This is a genomic window from Hymenobacter ruricola (assembly GCF_015694525.1).
GTDB classification, from domain to species: domain Bacteria; phylum Bacteroidota; class Bacteroidia; order Cytophagales; family Hymenobacteraceae; genus Hymenobacter; species Hymenobacter ruricola.
Map to the genome: position 1 here is coordinate 298,146 of NZ_JADQDM010000005.1, position 21,086 is coordinate 319,231.

General features: G+C 60.5%; 19 protein-coding genes and 1 tRNA gene. 13 read left to right on the forward strand and 7 right to left on the reverse strand.

Features of this window, described 5'->3' with window-relative positions; genetic code table 11:
• Positions 1-196: 196 nt before the first annotated feature.
• From I2H31_RS12775 to I2H31_RS12795, 5 genes are all read left to right on the forward strand, one after another.
• Positions 197-1,510, forward strand: coding sequence for a Pycsar system effector family protein (locus I2H31_RS12775; RefSeq protein WP_230687744.1), 1,314 nt, complete (start codon positions 197-199; stop codon positions 1,508-1,510).
• A 31-nt stretch (positions 1,511-1,541) separates the two neighbouring features.
• Positions 1,542-1,613: transfer RNA gene (locus tag I2H31_RS12780), tRNA-Arg, on the forward strand.
• Positions 1,614-1,696: 83 nt separating this feature from the next.
• Entirely contained in the window at positions 1,697-2,542 is an 846-nt protein-coding gene (locus I2H31_RS12785; RefSeq protein WP_196293422.1) for a sulfurtransferase, read from the forward strand.
• A gap of 42 nt (positions 2,543-2,584) precedes the next feature.
• Entirely contained in the window at positions 2,585-4,897 is a 2,313-nt protein-coding gene (locus I2H31_RS12790) for a GH92 family glycosyl hydrolase (protein ID WP_196293423.1), read from the forward strand.
• 551 nt (positions 4,898-5,448) lie between these two features.
• Complete coding sequence (locus I2H31_RS12795; protein ID WP_196293424.1) at positions 5,449-5,961, forward strand: hypothetical protein; 513 nt, start codon at positions 5,449-5,451, stop codon at positions 5,959-5,961.
• A 49-nt stretch (positions 5,962-6,010) separates the two neighbouring features.
• Here I2H31_RS12795 and I2H31_RS12800 read toward each other — a convergent pair whose 3' ends face one another.
• Positions 6,011-6,934, reverse strand: coding sequence for a DUF6794 domain-containing protein (locus tag I2H31_RS12800; protein ID WP_196293425.1), 924 nt, complete (start codon positions 6,932-6,934; stop codon positions 6,011-6,013).
• A gap of 311 nt (positions 6,935-7,245) precedes the next feature.
• Here I2H31_RS12800 and I2H31_RS12805 point away from each other — a divergent pair, with 311 nt between their 5' ends.
• Both I2H31_RS12805 and I2H31_RS12810 read left to right on the forward strand, forming a co-directional pair.
• Complete coding sequence (locus I2H31_RS12805) at positions 7,246-8,451, forward strand: helix-turn-helix domain-containing protein (RefSeq protein WP_196293426.1); 1,206 nt, start codon at positions 7,246-7,248, stop codon at positions 8,449-8,451.
• Between the two features lie 128 nt (positions 8,452-8,579).
• Positions 8,580-9,779, forward strand: coding sequence for an acyltransferase family protein (locus tag I2H31_RS12810; RefSeq protein WP_196293427.1), 1,200 nt, complete (start codon positions 8,580-8,582; stop codon positions 9,777-9,779).
• 64 nt (positions 9,780-9,843) lie between these two features.
• Here I2H31_RS12810 and I2H31_RS12815 read toward each other — a convergent pair whose 3' ends face one another.
• Positions 9,844-10,266, reverse strand: a complete 423-nt coding sequence (locus tag I2H31_RS12815) for an SRPBCC family protein (protein ID WP_196293428.1) — start codon at positions 10,264-10,266, stop codon at positions 9,844-9,846.
• 208 nt (positions 10,267-10,474) lie between these two features.
• Between I2H31_RS12815 and I2H31_RS12820 the strand changes: the two genes are divergently transcribed.
• Positions 10,475-11,800, forward strand: coding sequence for an Ig-like domain-containing protein (locus I2H31_RS12820; RefSeq protein ID WP_196293429.1), 1,326 nt, complete (start codon positions 10,475-10,477; stop codon positions 11,798-11,800).
• A 92-nt stretch (positions 11,801-11,892) separates the two neighbouring features.
• Here the strand turns inward: I2H31_RS12820 and I2H31_RS12825 are convergent, their stop codons facing one another.
• Positions 11,893-12,480 (reverse strand): YdeI/OmpD-associated family protein, encoded by a 588-nt coding sequence (locus tag I2H31_RS12825; RefSeq protein ID WP_196293430.1) that lies wholly within the window; start codon positions 12,478-12,480, stop codon positions 11,893-11,895.
• A 344-nt stretch (positions 12,481-12,824) separates the two neighbouring features.
• Between I2H31_RS12825 and I2H31_RS12830 the strand changes: the two genes are divergently transcribed.
• From I2H31_RS12830 to I2H31_RS12845, 4 genes are all read left to right on the forward strand, one after another.
• Positions 12,825-13,409 carry a hypothetical protein gene (locus tag I2H31_RS12830; RefSeq protein ID WP_196293431.1) on the forward strand — a complete coding sequence of 195 codons (585 nt, stop codon included), beginning with the start codon at positions 12,825-12,827 and terminating at the stop codon, positions 13,407-13,409.
• A gap of 290 nt (positions 13,410-13,699) precedes the next feature.
• Positions 13,700-14,512, forward strand: a complete 813-nt coding sequence (locus I2H31_RS12835; RefSeq protein WP_196293432.1) for a PhzF family phenazine biosynthesis protein — start codon at positions 13,700-13,702, stop codon at positions 14,510-14,512.
• A gap of 22 nt (positions 14,513-14,534) precedes the next feature.
• Positions 14,535-14,987, forward strand: a complete 453-nt coding sequence (locus I2H31_RS12840; protein ID WP_196293433.1) for a DinB family protein — start codon at positions 14,535-14,537, stop codon at positions 14,985-14,987.
• A 195-nt stretch (positions 14,988-15,182) separates the two neighbouring features.
• On the forward strand, positions 15,183-16,115 hold the full coding sequence (locus I2H31_RS12845; RefSeq protein WP_230687747.1) for a DNA adenine methylase: 933 nt from the start codon (positions 15,183-15,185) through the stop codon (positions 16,113-16,115).
• Between the two features lie 18 nt (positions 16,116-16,133).
• Here I2H31_RS12845 and I2H31_RS12850 read toward each other — a convergent pair whose 3' ends face one another.
• The 3 genes from I2H31_RS12850 to I2H31_RS12860 all read right to left on the reverse strand — a co-directional run bounded on the left by I2H31_RS12850 (position 16,134) and on the right by I2H31_RS12860 (position 17,700).
• Entirely contained in the window at positions 16,134-16,604 is a 471-nt protein-coding gene (locus tag I2H31_RS12850; protein WP_230687748.1) for a hypothetical protein, read from the reverse strand.
• Between the two features lie 37 nt (positions 16,605-16,641).
• Positions 16,642-16,881: a helix-turn-helix domain-containing protein gene (locus I2H31_RS12855; protein ID WP_196293435.1), complete on the reverse strand. Its 240-nt coding sequence runs from the start codon at positions 16,879-16,881 to the stop codon at positions 16,642-16,644.
• Positions 16,882-17,013: 132 nt separating this feature from the next.
• Positions 17,014-17,700 (reverse strand): hypothetical protein, encoded by a 687-nt coding sequence (locus I2H31_RS12860; protein ID WP_196293436.1) that lies wholly within the window; start codon positions 17,698-17,700, stop codon positions 17,014-17,016.
• Positions 17,701-18,585: 885 nt separating this feature from the next.
• Here I2H31_RS12860 and I2H31_RS12865 point away from each other — a divergent pair.
• Entirely contained in the window at positions 18,586-20,154 is a 1,569-nt protein-coding gene (locus I2H31_RS12865; RefSeq protein WP_196293437.1) for a family 43 glycosylhydrolase, read from the forward strand.
• A gap of 249 nt (positions 20,155-20,403) precedes the next feature.
• On the opposite strand, the gene I2H31_RS12870 is transcribed toward I2H31_RS12865, so the two are convergent.
• Positions 20,404-21,072, reverse strand: coding sequence for a hypothetical protein (locus I2H31_RS12870; protein ID WP_196293438.1), 669 nt, complete (start codon positions 21,070-21,072; stop codon positions 20,404-20,406).
• Positions 21,073-21,086 lie beyond the last annotated feature (14 nt).

Below are 21,086 nucleotides of genomic sequence, written 5' to 3' on the forward strand. Positions count from 1 at the left end.
ATGAGGTACGAGGCGGGGCACCGAAGCAAAACGCCCGGCGTTATAAGGAAGCAGCCGGCCGTTGCGAACCGGCCGGATAGGGCCCGTTACGCAAAGCGCAGCAGTGCGGTTAGGCCGGGCTTTTTAACTTCCGCCCGGCGCTTCGCGTTGAAAGCCGGCGCCCCGGCCGGATGAGCCGGCCGTAGCTTCGCCCACCATGAAAGAAAGTACCCCCGCCGCCGTTGCCCTGCCCAGTGCCGCGGCCCCGGCCAGCCCCGCCCCGGCCCCCGACGCGGACGCCGCCGACAAGCCGCCCAAAGCCAAAGCCTCGCCCCTGGTGAAGGAAGCCCAGGCCTACGTCACCGACCTGTTTGCCCGGGAGCTGCCCGCCCAACTCAGCTACCATTCGCTGCGCCACACCGAGGCCGTGGTGAAGGAATGCCGCGTGCTGGCCGCCGCCGCCGGCCTCACCCCCGACGACGCCGAGGCTCTGCTGTTGGCGGCGTGGTTTCACGACGCCGGCTACCTCGACGTGTACGACGGCCACGAGTTCCGCAGCATGGAGCGGGCCGGCGCCTGGCTGGCCGAGCACGGCGTGGAAGCCGGCCGCGTGCAGCTGGTGAAAGACCTGATAAAGGCCACGCACCGCGACGAGGAATCGGACACGGAGCTGAAAAAGCTGCTCACCGACGCCGACATGAGCAACCTGGCCCGCGACGACTTCCGCAGCAGCGCCGAGCTGCTGCGCACCGAGTGGGAGCTGGTGCTGGGCAAAACCTACACCAACCCGGAATGGGCCGAGCTGCAGCTCAACTTCATGCTGGAGCACAAGTACGAGTCGGACGCGGGCAAAGAGCGCTACAAAAAAGCTTTCAAGGAAAACCTCGACGCCCAGCGCGAAGCCCTCAAAAAGAGCGAGAAAAAGCAGAAGAAGAAGCACAAGGAACAAAGCGAAACCTTTGCCGAACCCAAGCGCGGCATCGAGACGATGTTCCGCACCATGTACTCGAACCACATGAAGCTGAGCGACATGGCCGACAAAAAGGCCAGCATGATGATTCAGCTCAACGCCGTGCTTATTTCGGTCATCATCACCTACCTGGGGGCCAACATGGGCAAGGCCGCCGCCTTCAGCCCGCTGCTGCGCGGCAACCCGGTGCTCACCATTCCCATCACCATCCTATTGATTACGGCCCTGGGCTCGGTTACCACGGCCATTCTCTCGGCCCAGCCCGACGTTACGGCCTTCAAGTGGCTAAAGAAAAGCCCGGAAATTGCCACCAACCGGCGCGTCAACCTCCTGTTTTTCGGGCAGTTCACCAAGCTCAGCCTCGACAACTTCCAGGGCGGCATGCGCGAGCTGATGCGCCAAAAAGAAGGCCTTTATACCAACATGGTCACCGACATTTATTACCTGGGCGAGGTGCTGAACCGCAAGTACGGCCTGCTGCGCACCAGCTACACCATTTTCATGGTCGGGCTTATTCTCACGGCGCTGTCGTTCGGCATCGCGCTGCTGTATAAGTCGTAGGTGGCGGCGCCCGTTCTTACCTTTGCGCTACGGCTGCGTAGTTCAACGGATAGAATAGGCGTTTCCTAAACGCTTGATATGGGTTCGATTCCCGTCGCGGCTACTTGTATTTGCTTGCAAAATAAGGCTGTTTTCGAGTTCGAAGGCAGCCTTATTTTATAACAGTGTCATGGATTTTGCCGCTTTATGACAACGCAGCCCCTCATCACGCCCGCCGACCTTCTTGCCCTGGTTTCCACCCAGCCGCTCGTGCTCGTCGACGCCCGTAGCGGGAGCACTGCCTACGACCACTTTCAGGCGCAACACCTGCAAGGGGCGCGTCACGTCGATTTGAACCGGGACTTAGCGGCGCCCGCCGCCGATGCGGCCGTGGGCGGACGCCACCCCCTTCCCTCCCTCGAAGGTTTCGCGCATGTGCTCGGGCAATTAGGCATCGGGCCTGGTTCGCACGTCGTGGTCTACGATGACAAGTCGGGCGCCAACGCCGCCGCGCGCTTCTGGTGGATGCTCACGGCGGTGGGCCACACAGCGGTGCAGGTGCTCGATGGGGGCCTCCCGGCGGCCCTCGCGGCCGGCTATCCCACCAGCGCCGGAGCAGAGGTGCCCGCGCCGGCCCCGCCTTACCGCGCCACGGGCTGGCGCCTGCCAACCGTCACGATTGAGGACGTAGAACGTGCGACTCAAACCGGCTCGCACCTGATTATCGACGTGCGCGAGCCCGCCCGCTACCATGGCGAAACCGAACCCATTGATTTGGTGGCCGGGCACATTCCCACGGCCATCAACGTGCCCTTCGGCAGCAACCTAGCCGCCGATGGGACTTATCTGGCGCCGGAGCTGCTGCAGGAGAAATACACGGCAGTGCTGGGCCCTCGTCCTGCGTCGGAAGTGATTGTGCATTGCGGTTCGGGCGTCACGGCCTGCCACACGCTACTGGCCTTTGCCCAAGCGGGCCTGCCCATTGCCAACCTGTACGTGGGCTCCTGGAGCGAATGGTCGCGCACGCAGCGCCCCATTGCCACCGGAGAATAGCTTAGGGGGTTCGTGCCATGACGCCTCCGCTTAACTTGCTGCATGAAGCAAGCTCTCCTGGCGCTACTCGCGGCCGTTGCCCTCCCCACATTCGCCCAAAAAGCCCCCATCGCCCCAGAAAACCTCGTGCAGTACGCGCACCCCATGGTGGGCACCCAGAAGATGGGCCACACCTACCCCGGCGCCACCGTGCCCTTCGGCATGGTGCAGCTCTCGCCCGATACCGACACGCTGAGCTACGAGCAGAACGGCAAGTATAACCCCGACATCTACAAGTACTGCGCGGGCTACAACTACGACGACCGAACCATCGTGGGCTTCAGCCACACCCACTTCAGCGGCACGGGGCACTCTGATTTGGGCGACTTCCTGCTCATGCCCACCACCGGCCCGCTGCAGCTTAACCCCGGCACCGCCGACCACCCCGAGCGCGGCTACCGCTCCGCCTTCTCGCATCAGAACGAAGTGGCCGAGCCGGCTTATTACCGGGTGAAGCTCGACGACCACAACATCCTCGCCGAGCTCACGGCCACTACCCGCGTGGGCTTCCACCAGTACACGTTTCCGGGTACCGAGCCGGCGCATGTCATCCTCGATATGATGGCTGGCATCTACAACTACCCCGACAAGAACGTGTGGAGCTACGTGCGCATCGAAAACGACTCGCTCGTGACCGGCTACCGCCAAACCACCGGCTGGGGCCGCACCCGCACCGAGTACTTCGCCATGCAGTTCTCAAAACCGTTCAGGAGCTACGGCGCGCGCAAGTACGACGCCAAGGAAACCTACCGCGGCTTCTGGGGCCGCTTCGACCAGACGAAGAACTGGCCCGAGCAGGCCGGCCGCCAGCTGCGCCTCTACTTCGATTTCGCCACCGTGGCGGGCGAACAAATCAAGGTCAAGTTCGCCCTCTCGCCCGTGAGTGCGGCCGGCGCCGTGGCCAACATGCGCACCGAGCTGCCCGGCTGGAACTTCGACCAGACCCGCCGCGCCGGCCAGCAGCTCTGGCAGCAGGAGCTGGCCAAAGTCAGCATCCAGACGCCCAACCGGGCCGACAAGGAGAACTTCTACACGGCCCTCTACCACGCCTGCCTCAGCCCCACCGTGTACCAGGACGCCGACGGCCAGTACCGCGGCCTCGACCAGCAAACCCACCGCGCCGAAGGCTTCGTGAACTACACCACCTTCTCGCTCTGGGACACCTTCCGGGCCCTGCACCCGCTCTTCAACCTCCTCCAGCCCAGCCGCAATGCCGACATGGTGCAATCCATGCTGGCCCACTACGACCAGAGCCCCGAGCACATGCTGCCCGTGTGGAGCCACCACGCCAACGAAAACTGGTGCATGAGCGGCTACCACAGCGTATCCGTAGTGGCCGATGCCGTGCTGAATGGCGCCGTGCCGCCCGCCCAGGCCGAGCGCGCCCTGGCCGCCTGCGTGGCCACCGCCCGCCACGGCTGGTACGACGGCCTCGACAGCTACATCAGCCGCGGCTACGTGCCCAGCGAGCGCAGCGGCACCTCCGTTTCTAACACACTGGAGTTTGCCTTCGATGACTGGTGCATTGCCCAGCTCGCCCAAAAGCTCGGCCACCAGGACATCTACCAGGAGTTCAGCAAGCGCGCCGGCAACTGGCAAAACGTATTCGACCCGCACGTGAACGCCATGCGCCCGCGCCTGGCCGACGGCAGCTTCCGCCCCACCTTCGACGTGCTGAGCACTAACGGCCAGGGCTTCATCGAGGGCAACGCCTGGAACTACACCCTCGCCGTGCCCCACGACCCCGCCGGCCTGATTGCGCGCATGGGCGGCAACCGCCGCTTCGTGCCCCACCTCGATTCGCTCTTCACCATGCACCTGCCCGACAGCTTCTTCGCCGAAACCGAGGACATCACCCGCGAGGGCATCATCGGGGGCTACGTGCACGGCAACGAGCCCGCCCACCACGCCGCCTACCTCTACGACTACACCGACCAGCCCTGGAAAACCCAGGCCCAGGTCCGCAACATCCTCGCCCGCCAGTACCACCCCACCCCCGACGGCCTCGGCGGCAACGACGACTGCGGCCAGATGAGCGCCTGGTACATCTTCTCGGCCCTGGGCTTCTACCCGGTGGCCCCGTCGTCGGGCCAGTACGCGCTGGGCAGCCCGCTCGTGAACGGGGCAGTACTGCACCTCGAAAACGGCAAGGAGTTCACCATCCAGGTCAAAAATCAAAGCCCCAAAAACGTCTACGTGCAGTCGGTCACGCTCAACGGGCAGCGGCTGGCGCAGCCGTTTCTGGCGCAGGCGGATGTGGCGAAGGGCGGCACGCTGGTGTTTGTGATGGGAGCAAAACCAGTTAAAACCAAATAATTTAACAATTCGCTATCGCGCATTTCTTTCAATCCTAGCATAAAGAATAGGCCTACTTAACAGCAGCCTACACTGAACCGCACATGCTGACCGATAAATTAAAGGGAATCTCACTCCGTCAGATACTAGCCATCAATGCATTTTTCATGCTTTCATTTATGATAGCTGCTTCATTCATGTGCACTGAAGGTTTTGCTGGCGGAGAATGCGTAAAGCGCTTGGACAATAGATTTTTTGCTATCCAAATCAGTTTAAATTTACTATTCTCGGTTTTTTATTTCATAAGAACAAATAGAAACAGAACGGGCTTTATTATTTTTAATCTCCTAGGCTGCTGCCTAATCTATACTATTCTTGCAACGCTCCACAGCGTTTCTAAAGCAGGCTTGTTTTGACGCTCTGGCCACGCTCAACGGGCAGCGGCTGGCGCAGCAGAACGTGGCGCAGGGCGGGACGCTGGTGCTTGTAACGGAGCATGGCCAATGCGGAAGCAGGCAGCGCCATCATAGCAACCCGCGTAATCAAACATACCAACGGGCTTCGGTTTCAATATGCTTTTTGGATTATTTCTAATACCCCTGACCCTGATTCTGCTGGTCATTTGGGCGCTAACCCAAAAGGCAATTTTTGGCAAAGCACTGGGTATCATCTGGCTTTCCATTATTGCGCTTGGTGCCTTTTCAATGGTTGCCCGGCCCCTGTCCGAGAAGAAGGTGCTTACGCAGGAAGACTACTACGGTGAGTATGTCATTGACCGCCGCTATTTCCCTGGCAAACAAGCGGACTGGCAATACAACAATTTCCATTTCACCATCAATCCCGACAACTCCATCCATTTCTACTCAACTCCCAAGGATGGGCCGACAACCGTGTATAAAGGGTATATTTCTTCTTCCGCACCCTATGGCTCCGCTCGTTTGATTATCCACATGCCCGCGCCGACGCATCACATTCTAACCACCGACCCTACCGTCTACCGCGACGTGTGGAGCTTCTTCCTGGTGTTTAACTCTCCCAAATTCGGCAACATGTATTTTAAAAAAGGAACGTGGGAGCCACTGTAGCCCCACGGCCGCGGTTGGCGCAGCCGTTACCGGCGCGGCCATGGGGTAACTACTCCGCGTAGGCCTCTGGTGGCAAACTTTGAAAATCATCTATTCGCCGCTTGCGCAAGAACCGTCTATACTCTTTCGTATACGATTTGCCATCATCCTGTGCTTCCGGGGAAATCACTGGTTCCGCAGGCACTTGCTCATCGGCGGGCGCAGGCACGGTGAGCGGTTTAATAGACGCCTCATCCAGTATTTTTCCGTTTAGGTGCTCGCTATAAGTGCGCAAAATAATGCCCGACATGTCGTCGGGGTGATGCACGCCCAGCCCCTCGAAATACTGCTGCAGCCTGGACCCGCCCCATAGCTGCCAACTGTTCCGCATCCAGAGCCCAAGGCCGAAGTGGAATTCTGCCAACCCGTATTCAGGGTGAGGGTGCCGGAGCTTTTGCTTCAGCGTATCCGAAAGCAATTCATCGAGGCGCCTGAAACTGTCTTTTAGGTTTCGGGGGATATATACCCCATTGATAGAATCTGCCAGAATATTGCGCTGCCTTCTCCGTTCATCCGCCCGTGCCACAGAGTCCGCCTGGGCATTAATCCTACGGGCTTCTTTTGCCAAATCGAACGGCTGATGATTAAGATGGCGCAGATAGGATAAGTAAGTGAGGCGATTGCGCACCTGCCAATCCAAATAGCCCCAAGCATCCTGCTTTGGGTTTACATACTGGCTAAAGAACTTTACAAATTGGCTGCCTGCCTCGTCCCATTCTTCCACAACGAATACCCCGCTCACATTCTCCAGGTCGCTTTCACTAAGCGCCTTAAACTTCGTCTTTGCCTTTGCGGTCAGCGTTTTGTCTAATTGCTCGTCCGCTTCGGTCAAATTCTGCGGTACATAAAACCCGTGCTTATTAAAAGTCACGGACTGCCCGCAAGCGCAAAGAGTTTGTAGGAAGGCACAAAGCGCCAAGACTATTTTTAGCATACTGATACTTATTGTAAGTTAGGCCAATAGCTCTCGAACGCCAGAACTGTAGTAATCATACATTCGAACAACAAAACCGCCCGCTACTCAACCAAAATCGGGCGACTTCATTTTCAATTCTATCGAAACTTACGCCGCCGGAGTTGAGGATTATGCGGGCCTGCGTAGCCTTAGCAAGGCGAAGTAATCCGGCCGCTAAACTGCCACTGCGTACTCAGTGACGCCAAAACCAACAGCCAGCCGCCTACCATACCCCCCTATATTTACCCAAAACACCCTTACTGCCGAGACCAAAAATCCTTCACCTACCCATGCAGCCCTTTCTCAATCTATGGTCGGTGTGGATGCTGCTGGGGGCGGCGCAGGGGTTCTTTTTGAGCGGTACCTTCCTCTTTTCCACGCAGGGCGCGCGCCTCAGCAACCGCCTGCTGGGTGCCATCACGTTCAGCCTGGCCCTGCTCACTACGGAGATTCTGCTCTGCTACTCCGGCTACATCCGGTACGCGCCGTTTTTCGTGAGCCTCACCGAGCCACTGACCTTTGTGGTGTCGCCCCTGCTGCTGCTGTATGCGCGCAGCCTCACCGAGCCCGCGTTTCGGTGGCGGCCGCGCTATTGGCTGCTGGGGTTGCCCGCCGTGGCCCACGCCATCTACCTGATTCCCTTTTTTGCCCAAAGCAACGCCTGGAAGCTGCGCACCGTGGCGGAGTCGTTTCATCAGCCGCATCCGGCCGCTCCGGAAGCCATGCGCAACTTCTGGTGGTTCGCCACCTACAAACAGTTTTACCCGGTTTTCCACCTGGTGCTGGGTGCCTACCTTTTGCTGTATGTGGGCCTGCAGCTGCACACCTTGCGGCGCTACCGCCGGCACCGCGCCGCACGGCCCACCGGCCAGGCCCCGGCGCTTAGCTGGCTCAATGGCCTGGGTGTGTCCTTTGGCCTGCTACTGCTCGTGTACGTGGGCGCTACCACCTACTACCGCCGCCAGACCGGCGACGTCAACGATGCCGGCGACGTGTACGTGGGTGCGCTCATTTCCCTGCTATTCTACGGCATGAGTGGCAACGCCATCCGGCAGTCCAGCCTGCTGGCCCTGTCCACCCCCGAAGAGGCCCCGGCCGAGGCCGCTGCGCCCCGCAGGAAATATGAAAAAACCGCGCTGAGCCCCGAAGCTTCTACCGAAATCCTGAGCCGGCTGCGCACGCTGATGGTCGCCGGCCAGCCCTACCGTAACCCCGACCTGTCGTTGACCGAGCTGGCGGGCCAGCTCCGCGTGCCCACGCACCACCTCTCCCAGGTCATCAACGAGCAGTGTCAACAAAACTTCTTCGACTTCATTAACACTTACCGCATCGAGGAGGTAAAACGGCAACTCCAACTGCCCGAAACCAGCCACCTCAAGCTGGAGGAAATCGGTTTTGCCGCCGGCTTCAACTCCAAATCGGCCTTCAACGCGGCTTTTAAAAAGAACACCGACACCACGCCCTCGCAGTTTCGCAAAAATTCTTTAGCGCAATGATTTCAACACGTTAGCAGATTCCCCGCGTCCGGATTCGTAAGGTAGTACGCCTGGTTTGCGAGGCGTGTCGTGGCGCGGGGAGGGCCTCCGGTAGGTTTGAGCATCGATTCACCTACCCCCCGCTGGCCATGAGCCCCACCACTGCATTTCCCGCCCCCGCCGCCCGCCGCTACGACCTCGACTGGCTCCGGGTCCTGGCCTTCGGGCTGCTCATCCTCTATCACACCGGCCTGGTGTTCGTGGGCTGGGAATTCCACATCACGAGCAAGACCAGCAGCCCCGCCCTGAAGCTGCCCATGGAGTTTCTGAACCAGTGGCGCATGCCGCTGCTGTTTGTGATATCCGGGGTTGGCGTCACCTTCGCGCTGGGGCGCCGCACCGCCGGCCAGTTTGCCGCCGAGCGGGTGCAGCGCCTGCTACTGCCGCTCATATTCGGCATGTGCGTGGTAGTGGTGCCGCAGGTGTACTACCAGCGCCTGTCCGAGGGTGCGCACTACACTTCCCTGCTCGACTTTTACCCGCACTACTTCAACGGCACCGCGCCGAAGGGCAATTTCACCTGGAATCACCTCTGGTTTATTGCCTACCTGCTGCCGTTTTCGCTGCTCGGCCTGCCGCTGTTTGTGCAGCTCCGCAAGCCCGGCGCCCAGCCCTTTCTGGCCGGGCTGAACCGGTGGCTGGGCCGCAACGGCACCGTGCTGCTTTTTGCCCTGCCGCTCGTGCTCATCCAGCTCACGCTGCGCCCCTACTGGCCCGATACCCGCAACCTGGTTTCCGACTGGTTCAACTTCGCTTTCTACCTCACGCTGTTCCTCTACGGCTTCCTGCTGGGGCCGCTGGCGGGCTTCTGGCAGGCCGCCGAGCGGCAGCGCTACCTGTTGCTGGCGCTGGGCCTGGCCGCGTTCAGCTTCTATTACTGGGGCGATGACTACTACTACGCCCTCCTCGGCGGGGCCATCAAGCGCGCCGTGCAGGGCGTCAACTGCTGGTGCTGGATACTGGTGTGCGCAGGATTCGGCCGGCGCTACCTCAACCGCAACTCGTCTCTGCTTCAACGCGCCAACGAGGCCGTGTTTCCCTTCTACATCCTGCACCAAACCGTCCTCATCGCGCTGGGCTACTATGTGTTGCAGTGGCCCGCCACCAACGCCGCCAAATTCGTGGTTATCGCCCTGGGCACGTTCGGCGGCTGCCTGCTCCTCTACCTGATAATTGAGCGGTTTGCAGTGCTGCGCATCCTGTTCGGGCTCAAGCCCAAAAGCAGGGCCGCAGCCGCGCTTGCCCGCCCCGCTCCGGCTCGCCCCGAGCCAGTGGGCGCCGGCTGCTAAGTTCGTAATCTGGCGGGTATGCAGTAGCCGTTGCAGAGGCGCGGCCTTCTTTCCAACAAGCTCATCAGCCCTTCCTTTCCAGGTAGTCCTTCAGGTTGCTGCCCAGAATCTGGGCCCAGCCATTCTCGAACCTACTTCTTGCAAAGTGGGGGTCGTCCGGGAAGCTCTCCAGGCCTGTATGGGTAAGCGCAAGCTTGGTTTTGTCTCCCTGTTCTATTAATTCAAAGGTCACTTCCGAGCTGCCGGGATAGTTCCTGTAAGCCCAGGTGTGCGCTAGTTTCCGCCCGTCTACCACCTCCGTCACCACCCATTCTTTCCCGTAGGGCGAGCCGTCATCGGTGAATTCAAACCGAAACCCGACTACCGGCTCGAATTTTCGGACCTGAGGGAAATACCATTCCTGTATTTTGTCCTTCTCGGTCAGCGCCCGCCATACTTTTTCAAGTGAAGCAGCATACACGTGCTCAGTCACAAATGGAATACTCACAGCCTCTGGTTTTACGGTTCAGCGCTGCCGGCTTGGGCCAGCGCTTTCTAAACAGCTTCCCTCCGTAACGGTTGGGGCCGCCGGAATTTTATCCCAACAAAACCCCGGCGGTCCCCAACCGAAAGCGGCCGGCGCCCCCGCCCGGCGCCCCACCTAAGCAGCCCCGCGCTACCTTTAGCCTACTTCCTCACTTCCCCGGTCACGTCCAATGTCCATTCGGAGAACCTGCTACCTGACCCTTCTATCCCTCCTGAGCCTGTTCCCGGCCTTCGCCCAGCAGCCCGCCCAGAAGCCCCAGGTTTTCTTCTCCGACCTCGACAACTTCTGGGTGGCCTACGACAGCATCCGCACCGCCCCCGACAGCCTCCGGCAGCTCGGGTACCTGCAGCGGCTCTACATCGCCAAAGCCACCCCGGGCTTGAAGAGCATGGTGGAAGTCCGCGGCTACACGGCCCCCGAATACGTCCACGCCATCCGGCGCTACCCCAAGTTCTGGAATTCCCTCCGGCCCTTCACGCGGCGCGCCCCGGAGGTGGCCGCCGGCCTCGAACCCTACCTAAAGAAGCTCAAGCAGCTCTATCCCGCCCTGCGCCCGGCGCCCATCTACTTCACCGTGGGGCTGTTTCGCTCCGGCGGCACCATCAAAGACGGCGCCGTGCTCATCGGCAGCGAGCTGACCCTGGGCGGGCCGGGCCTCGACCTGTCTGAATTCCCGCCCGCCGTCCGCGCCGCCCGCGCCCGCAGCTACCAGGGCGCCCCCGTGGCCAAAGCCGTGCTCACCGGCGTGCACGAATACGTGCACACCCAGGAAAAAGAGCCCGGCGACATGCTCTTGAGCCTGGCCCTCTACGAAGGCACCTGCGACATGATAGCCGAGCTGGTAACCGGCCGCGTGCCGGCCCAGCCTTACATGACCTACGGCCCCGCCCACGAAGCCCAGCTTAAGGAGCAATTCAAGGCCGAGATGTTCACGCCCGCCATCAGCAACTGGTTCTACAACCCAGCCCCCGACGACCCCGCCCACGTCTCCGACCTGGGCTACTACCTGGGCTACGCCATCGGCAAAGCCTACTACGGGCAAGCCAAAGACAAGCCCGCCGCCCTCAAGCGCCTCATCGAGCTCGACTACGGCAACGACGCTGCCGTCGAAGCCTTCCTGCGCGAAACCCATTACTACCCCGGGCCCCTCGACAAAGCCCAGCTGCTGCGCGCCTACGCCGCCCACAACCCCGTGGTGGTGAGCATGACGCCCGCCCCCTCGCCCGACGGCTTCCTCGACGCCTCCGTGAAGGAGTTGCGCTTCACCTTTTCTGCCCCCATGAGCCCCAACACGGGCACCGGCCTCGGCCCCGGCGGCCGGGAGCAATTTCCCGTCACCGGCCGCGTCGGCTTTTCCGCCGACCAAAAATCCTACACCTACAAAGTCGACCTGCGGCCCGGCCACGCCTACGGCTTCGTCCTGGAAAGCGGTTTCAAGTCCCTCGATGGCCACCCCCTGGTTCCCTACCAGGTAGCGTTCAAAACGAAGGAATAGCCCGCAACGGGTGCAGCCGGTACTTCAGCCGCCGGGCGTAGCGAAGGTAATTCCGCTGCCCTGCCTCGGGTTAGCCCTACGTAGCCGGGGGATTAATCATTCAGCCCCTTGCCGGCAAGAATGAGCGGCGTGCATTTTGCCACCCGCGCCGCCCGGGTGGCGGGCTGCTTGGCGGCGGCAAAGTGCAGCAGATAAGTCCGTTGCCGCCCCGGCGTGAGGGCCGCGAAAGCCGTTTGCAGGGCCGGGGTTTCGGCAAGCTTTTGCTGAAACTCTTCCGGCACGTCGTATTCCGCGCTCGGCTTGAACGCCACTTTCAACCCCGACTTTTCTACCGCAATGGCCTCCCGGATGTAGGATTTCAGCACCGCCTCCCGCGCCTTCACCTCCCCAAGCGTGGTGAACCGCAGCTGGCGATGCGCCTGGGTATTCTGCGTTTGCTGCACCAGCAGCCCCTCGGCATCTTTCAGCAAGGCGCCCTTCACGAACAGAAACGCGCAGTAGTCCTTAAAAACGTGGAGCAACCCGATGTTTCGCTTCTCAAACGTGTAGCACGGCACGCCCCACTTCAATTCCTCGGTCAGCCCGCAGGCCAGCACGTAGGTCCGCAGGTGCTCCAGCTCCGCCAGCCACTGCTTGTTTTTGCTGAAATAAAAATCAACTGCGGGGTTCGTGCTGCTCATATCCGGAAGCGTTAAAACGTCGGGGTTCACCCGCCCAAGCCGTTTCGGCACGGGCTAGTACGAAAGTAAAGCAGCCCGCTCCTCAATGGAAGCGGGCGGCTTCATTTTGGCCCCCACCCTGGGGCCGGCTCAGCGGGCAGCGGCGGGCGCTGGGGTTTCTGGGGCAGCGGGAAAGGGCGAAGGGCGGCTGGCGTTAGGCACGAAACTCCTGTAAAACAGCAAGCCTCTTAACACTCGTTAAAACATTTAATTATACCAATTTTTCAAAGTAAATTGCCGCCATCATTCTTTTAACCTATAGGCAGCATCCCTTTTAAGCAAGGCTGGTGCGTCATCCTCAAACCATGAAACGCACTTTACTTCTAATACTTACAATATTGGTGATATTCTTAGGCTCTGGGTTTATAGCCTATTTAATTGTGGATTATTTCCACCCATACTGCTACATAAACGGAAATTACGAAGGGCAATTTGTAAGTAGGTTTAACCAAAATTTTGTTGCGACAGAATATACTGAGCTAAAGGATTTGGGCAAGTCTTTCCTTACGATATTGGTTGCCTCTTTTGTTGCGTCTATTACTTTTTCTGAGAAAATCGTTAATTATAGCACAACATCTTGGTGGGGTAAATCCTTGTTAATTGTTTGCTGGATATTGCTTCTGCTAAGCATCGTTTTAACAGGAACAGGGCTGGCATTTCTTGCGGCATGCTTTAACCAAGCCATCTACGTACCGTGCCCAGACAATGTGGACCTATACAGAACGTCTTTTATTTGTTTTATCCTTTCAGGTTTATCATTTGGCTTGGCCCTGACCAGTATGCTTTGTGCTGGAGTGGTCACCTTTATTCATCCTGCCCCCTCCACTAATGCGGATATGCAAATCAATGGAAATGCCTCGAATGCAAAAATTGAAGATAAACCTTCATGATTTTATTTTGCTATAAACTGTGGATACCATGCCCACGGGAAATTCAACCAAAACCCGCCCGCTCCCCCACCGGAAGCGGGCGGCTTCCTTTCCAACCCTGCCGAAACGTACGCCACGGCCGGTTTCTCCTGGCCGCCCCCGCCGCCGGAGTTGAGTAGCTTGCGGGCCGGCGGGTAGCCGCCGTGGCGCGGGCGGCCGGGCAATTTGAAGGCTTTTCTGACGGCATAAGGCGGCAGCTACCTTTGCCGCCGCCGCAGCACCGCCGCTGTTGCTTCCCACCGAAACCGCCGATGGAAACCTATATCGTCGACTCCTTCACCACAGAACCATTCAAGGGCAACCCGGCCGGGGTGTGCTTCCCTCAGCAGGAAATCGGCGCCGAGGCCATGCTGAAAATAGCCCAGGAGTTCGGGCTTTCCGAAACAGCTTTTGTGCGCGAAACCAGCGCCGCCGGCGTCTACGCCATCCGGTATTTCTCGCCCAAGCAGGAGATTCCGCTGTGCGGCCACGCCACCCTGGCCGCGGCCAAAGTGCTGTTCAGCCAAACCCTGCACACGGAAATCCACTTCCTCACCCACGAGCAGGTCGACCTGCCCATCAGCCGCCGCGCCGACGACATCACCATGACTTTCCCGGTGTACGACACCGTGCCCGTCGCCGCGCCGCCGGCCCTGCTGGCCGCCCTGGGCCTGCCCGCGGTAACGAATACCGCCTACAGCCCAAAGAACAAGATTGTCCTCCTCGAAATCGCCGACGACCAGCAGCTGGCCGCCCTCCGGCCCGATTTCGCCGCCCTGCTCCAGTCCCACACCGGCATCAACGGCGTGCTCGTGACGGCCCCCGGCCGCACCCCCGCCTACGACTACGACTACCACTACCGCTACTTCTGGCCCTGGGCCGGCACCAACGAAGACCCCGTCACGGGCGGCGTCCAAACCTTCCTCGCCAAGTACTGGGCCACCCGCCTCCACAAATCCGTGATGCAGGCCTTCCAATCATCGGCCCGCACCGGCGCCATGCAGGTCGAGCTGCACGCCGACAAGGTCTTGCTCACCAGCCAGGCCCGCATCGTCCTCGAAGGCCGGCTGGTGGCTTTTGCGTAACCCTCAAACCCTTCCGCTCATCATGCTCATCGCCACCCTCCGCACCCTCTTCGCCCGCGACCTGAACAAGCTGCACCAGGAAATCGAAGCCTATCCAACCGAAGAAGCCCTGTGGCGCACCGCCCCGGGCATCAGCAACCCGGCCGGCAACCTGTGCCTGCACCTGGTGGGCAACCTCAACACCTACATCGGCGCCGAGCTGGGCCGCACCGGCTACGTGCGGCACCGCGACCTGGAATTCTCCCTGCGCGACGTCCCCCGCGCCGAGCTGCTCCACAAAATTGCCGACACCCGTGCCGTGGTCGATGCCGCCCTGGCCCGCCTCTCCGACGCCCAGCTCGACGCCGAGTACCCCCTGCTGGTGTTCGAAGCGAAAACCTCCACGGGGCACTTTCTGGTGCACCTCGCCACCCACTTGGCCTACCACCTCGGCCAAATCAACTACCACCGCCGCCTCCTGGACACGGCCGCCTGACGCCGCCACCCACCGCCCCCAACGGCCCGCCCCGCCCGCCGCCGTTTCTGGGGCAGCAACAGTGGAAAAAGGCAGCTTGCCAATATTTGTGATAAGGATGCAGTTGACGGAAAATCCTGGTTTCTTATCGTATCATTCAGCAAAAAAAGATACTTATTGTCTGTCAATAGCCTACTTCCTTTATATCTTTGAGCTATGGACTTGTTTGAAGAAATGCAGGGGGCTAAGCCATTTCTGAAGTGGGCAGGGGGGAAACGGCAGTTGATTCCAGCCATTCAATCAGCGTTGCCGGACAGCCTGCGCCATGCGCGCAACCTCACTTATGTAGAGCCATTTATTGGTGGCGGGGCAGTCCTGTTCTGGATGCTCCAGGCTTACCCAAATATCAGGCAGGCCATCATCAACGATGTCAACCCCGACCTGACCACGGCTTATCAGGTGATTCAGCAGCGCCCGCAAGCATTAATCAAAGCACTCTCGGCCATTCAGGAAGCTTACCGCCTCTTGCCTTCCGAAGCCGCTCGCCGCGCTTACTTCGAGGATGTACGCACCGAATTCAACACCCGCCCCTTGGAAGCTGTGCGCAACACCGCCGTGCTCATGTTCCTGAACCGGACGTGTTTCAATGGCCTCTACCGCGTCAATAGCAAAGGAGGGTTTAACGTCCCGTTTGGCCGCTACGACCAGCCCGTCATCTGCCATCCGCAAACCATTCTGGCCAATAGCAAGCTCTTGAGCCGCGTCACCATCCTGCAAGGCGATTTTGCGCAGGTGCTAAACCATACGCCCGCCAATAGCTTTTTTTACCTCGACCCGCCCTACAAGCCCTTAAGCAAAACCGCAGCCTTCAACGCCTACGCCACCGAAACCTTCGATGCCGCCTCCCAGGAGCGGCTAGCCGCTTTCTGCCACGGGTTAGATGCGAGGGGCCACCAATGGCTTTTGAGCAACTCCGACCCACAAAACACGGATGCTGCCGACTCGTATTTCGATGACTTATACGCCGCCTTCACTATTCGACGCGTCCAGGCCAAACGGCACATCAACTCGAAAGCCAAAGGCCGAGGCAAAATCAGTGAACTATTGATTAGCAACTACGCACCCACGCCGGAAGCCCAGTTCGCTTGATGCACCAGTAGCAACGGCTTACAAGCCCAATTTTTCCAAAGGAATCTCTTTGAAGAAATAGCGGCAACCCACTTCCTCAATGTATTCCAACACGTCCCGGTAAGACGGGTCCCGGAACCAGTCGTTCAGCAAGTAATAAAATTGCACACGTAGGCCCAACGGCGCCACCAGCTTTTCGTATTGCCGCTTCTTGAAGTGGCAGGTCTGCAGCTTCTCGTCCACCGAGCCCGAGCCGGCCTGAAATTTCTTCTCGATGATGTACAGCGTGCCGCCGACCAATACGGCCCCATCGGGGAGCAGCCGCTTGCTCACCAACTGGGTATAATCGACGCCCCGGGCTGCCAGCAGGTTTTTATACAGCTTGTTTTTCTCGAACAGTACCCCCACCGGCAGCGTGGTGGCCCGGTCCACCACCGTGTCGCCGTGCAGCGCGTAGCGCGGATGCTCCAAAAAAGCATCGCGCAGTTCCGTGCTGCGTTCAAATTCCAACCCGTTGCGGTTCGTATTGGCACCGCCGCCAGATGTATTAAAGGGCCGTATCAAGAGCTGCTTCGTAACGGGTGAAAAATTCCGGCAACGAAACCCCCAGCGTCTGGCACAAGGTCAGAACATTAAGCAACGACGGGTTACGTTCCCCGCGCTCAATCTGGCCAATGTACGTCCGGTGAAAACCGCAGCGGCTAGCCAATTCCTCCTGCGAAAGATGCTGCCCGATACGCCAGTGGCGTACCTCCTGCCCAAATGCTTTTAGTGTTTGTTTCCGCACCCTCAAAACACGCTACTTATTGTCGGCGCAACAACCGACAATAAGTAGCATTCCAAACTCCATTTTAAAACAAAAAAACCGCCCGCTCCCCAACCGGAAGCGGGCGGCCTCATTTCCAGCCCTACCCAGCAACTAAGCCACCTTCGGCTTCTCCTCCTTCGCCTTCCCGCCCCCGGAGTCGAGTATCATCCGCATCTGCACGTACCCGTCATAAAGCGGCCGGTCAATCAGCTTAAACGCCTTCATGTCCTCGTCCAGGGTGCGCACCTCCTCCATCAGGTCCGCGAGCAGGTCCTCCAGCGCCGCCCCCGACAGCACCCGCTCGTCGATGCTCTTGCGCGCGGCCGGCAGCGCCGTCCGGAAAGCATCCAGCGCAGCCGCCAGCGGCTTCAGGTGCTTGGCCTGCAGGCCCTGCTTGGCCAGTTCCGGCACTACGTCGGCGCGGGCCGCGCTGCCCAGCACCGCCCCCACCTCCCCCTGAAACGCCAGCGGCCGCAGCTTCCGCAGCTGCTTGTTGCTCAGCGTCACCGACGCCTGCAGGTCCGTGTCGTCCAGCCGTGCCGCCACCCGGCCCAGCGGCCCCAGCAGGCCCGGCAGCAGGTCCAGCACCGTGGCGCGCGCCGCCAGGGCCGCCTCGGTCAGCTTTTTGGTGCGCTTGGCCGTGCCGCCCCGCGCCCCCGCCACCTTGGTGTAGAGCGCCACCACGTCCTTGGCCTGCGCGTCGGCCACCTCGCTTTCCGCAATCGACGCCTCGTTTTCGGTCAGGTAGGCCACCGTGCGGCCCACCATCACCAGTTGGTCTTCTTTGTACTGCTCCATCTCTTGGGGGTAAAGTAGTTGGTAGAGTCGCTCCACCCAGCGTTGCAAGCCACCCCTTGCGGCCGCCAATGTACAGGGAATTAAGCACAAACACTGCCTGCCCGCCACCCCCTGCCGGCCACCCCAAACACCCTTCGGCATTCCAGAACACCCTCCGGAATTCGAAAACACCTTCCGGCATTCGGAAACACCCTCCGGAATCCAGAAACACCCCCCAACTATTCCAAAACACTCTCCGACCTTTCCAAAACACCTTCCGACATCGCCCAAACACCCCCGGTCCTCCCCAAAACACCCCCCGGCTGCCCCCAAACACGCCCCGCCCCGCCCAAAATACCCCCCAGCCTTTCCAAAACACCGTCCGGACGGGTCCAAACAGCCGCCGACTTCGCCAAAACACCCCCCGGCACCTCCCCAACACCTCCCGGCCACTCCTCCCCCCCCCGGGCGCCGCAAACCACCAGTTTTGAAGCGCCTCCCCCTTCCAACAGCACCGCCTGTCCGATAAAACCGTCACTTTTTATTCCTTGCCCCCTGCCGCAAAAGCCCAACCCTGGAGCAAGCAGCATCCGCATTCTTCGTAAAGTTTAATTCCTCCTGGCCCCAAGGCTGCTCTTGTCACCAGCCTGGCCTCAAATCTGCATACGTACTTCTCAGCCGGGGCCAGCCATCCATTGCCCCTCCCGATTACCCAGGCCCACCCGGCAGCCAATTCCCTACGTGTTTACCCGCAAATAATTCGCTTGGCGAAATCATTTATTCGCCGATTCTTTCCAGGGGCTCATCCTAAAAAATCCCATTTCGAGCGCAGGTTTCGACTCAAACCCCTACCTTGCTAGCATGAAAAGCTGAACCCTACGCGGCCGGCTTTCTTTTCTATCCTCTTTGCACCCTCCCACCGTGTCCATCGAACTAGAATTCACCGCCCCCCTGGCCCCCGTTGCCGTCGGCGCCGCCCCCCAAACGTTTCCGGCCCGCACCGCCTACGACCACGTCGTGCTGCCCGGCGACTTCCCCGACCCCACCGTCACCAAAATTGGCGACACCTACTGGGCCAGCGCCACCACCGCCGAGTGGGGCGCCATCTTCCCTCTTTTCCGCTCCCATAATCTCCTGGATTGGGAGTTGGTCGGCCACGTTTTCCCCGACAAGCAGCCCGACTGGGCCAGTTCCAATTTCTGGGCGCCCGAATTTCACCACGAAAACGGCCGCACCTACCTGTACTACACCGCCCGCAGCAAAAAGGGCGGCATGCTGTGCGTGGCCGTGGCCAGCGCCGACCGCCCCGAAGGCCCCTACCGCGACCACGGCCCCCTCGTGGGCCAGGAAGCCGGCTCCATCGACGGCTTTGCGATGCCCGATGAAAACGGCGACCTCTACCTCGTCTGGAAAGAAGACGGCAACTCCTGCCAGCAGGAAACCCCCATCTGGGCCCAGCGCCTGAACGATGACCGCACCGCCCTCGTCGGCGAAGCCACCGAGCTGTTCACCAACGACGCCAAGTGGGAAGGCCCCCTCGTGGAAGGCTCGGCCCTGGTGCGGCACAACGGCTGGTTCTACCACTTCTTCGCCGGCAACTCCTGCTGCGGCAAAGGCTGCAACTACGCCACCGGCGTGGCCCGCTCCCGCACCCTGCTGGGTCCTTGGGAAAAGCACCAGCAAAACCCCATCCTCGACCGCAACGACGTGTGGAAATGCCCCGGCCACGGCACCGTGACCGAAATGGACGGCCGCTGGTTCCTGCTCCACCACGCCTACCTCGCCGATAGCCACGAGTTCGTGGGCCGCCAGGGCCTCCTTTCCGAGTTCACCTGGAACGAGCAGGAGTGGCCCGAGTTCGTGAACCGCAGCCCCCAGGCCGCCCCCCTCGCCGACGTGTCCCGCCTCAACGTGGCCGACGAGTTCGAAGGCGACCAGCTCGGCCTCGAATGGCAGTGGCCCATCAGCGCGCCCAAGCCCGCCACCGAGCTGCGCGCCGGCCAGCTGCACCTCGCCGCTGGCGCCTCGCGCCTCGGCAACCTGGTGGCCCGCCGCACCCACGTGGCCACCTACAAAGCCGCCACCACCCTCGACTTCGCCGCCCTGCCCGCCGACACTTACGCCGGCATCGCAGCCGTCGGCGACCCCTACAACGCCCTCGCCCTCATGGCCGGCAACGGCCAGGTCCAAATCTGGCACGTGAAAAGCGGCCTGCAGCAGTGCCTCGCCCAGGTCTTCCTCGACGCGCCCTGCGACACGCTCTCGCTCCGCCTCGAAGTGTGGGGCGGCCAGCGCTACCGCTTCGCCTACAGCACCGACGGCGCCACCTGGCAGCCCCTGCCCACCGAAAGCTTCAGCCTCAATGGCACCTACCTCCCGCCCTGGGACCGGGGCGTGCGCGTGGCCCTCGTAGCCCAGGGCGCTGAAGGCAACGTGGCCACCTTCAATAATTTGATTATCCGCAACAAGCGGTAAGCTGGTTTCCCCGGAACAAAAAGGCCCGGTCGTCTATAAGGACAGCCGGGCCTCTTTGTTAGAACGAGGTAGAGACGCAATACTTTGCGTCTCGTCGTTGCTGATGTTGTTAGCTCTGCGCGGTTATGCGCAGTTGCGGCCGTTCAACGACGAGACGCAACATGTTGCGTCTCTACACCACGCGTAAAAACAGCAACGCCCGACACATCAGTATCGGGCGTTGCTGTTTTTGATTCAATCAAGTTGCTATTAGCGGCGGTGCTTCTTCGATTTGCTCTTCGACTTTGAAGGCGTGCTCTTGGAAGACTTATGCGAAGAGCTCTTTTTGGAAGAGGCTTTGCTTTTGCTGCTCTTGCTCTTCGCCTTCGATTTGCTGGACTCCGATTTCGACTTGTGCTTGGCCTTGCTCGATTTGCTTTTGCTGCCCGAAGAAGACTTGTGAGCTTTCGACTTGCTGCTGTGCGATGACGACTTGTGCGACTTCGACTTGCTGCTGTGGCTGCGCGAGGAAGCGTGGCGGGCGGCACGGCGGGCTTCGGCGCGCGCCTCGGCCCGGGCTTCTTCGCGGGCTTCTTCGCGGCGGGCGGCAGCCCGGCGGGCGGCCATGGCTTCGGCGTGGCGCACCTCGTAGCTGCGGGCCGTGCGGGAAGTCAGCGCAGCTTCTTCGCCGGTGGCTTCTTCGTTGTGGGCCGTGGCGTCGGTTTCGGGCGAAGCGGTGCTTTCGTCGGCGGCGGGCTTGGGGGCCTCGGCCACTATTTTCTTCCGGCGCACCGGCATCAGAAAGTCCCGTTCGGCGCGCTCGCGCAAGCTCAGGTTTTCTTCGCCGGGAAGCTTCGTAACGGGGGTTTGCACGCCGTTTTGGGCTTGGGCGCCGCTCCACGCGAGCAGCAGCGAAAGGAAGACAAATAGGTGCTTCATAAACGAATACTGTG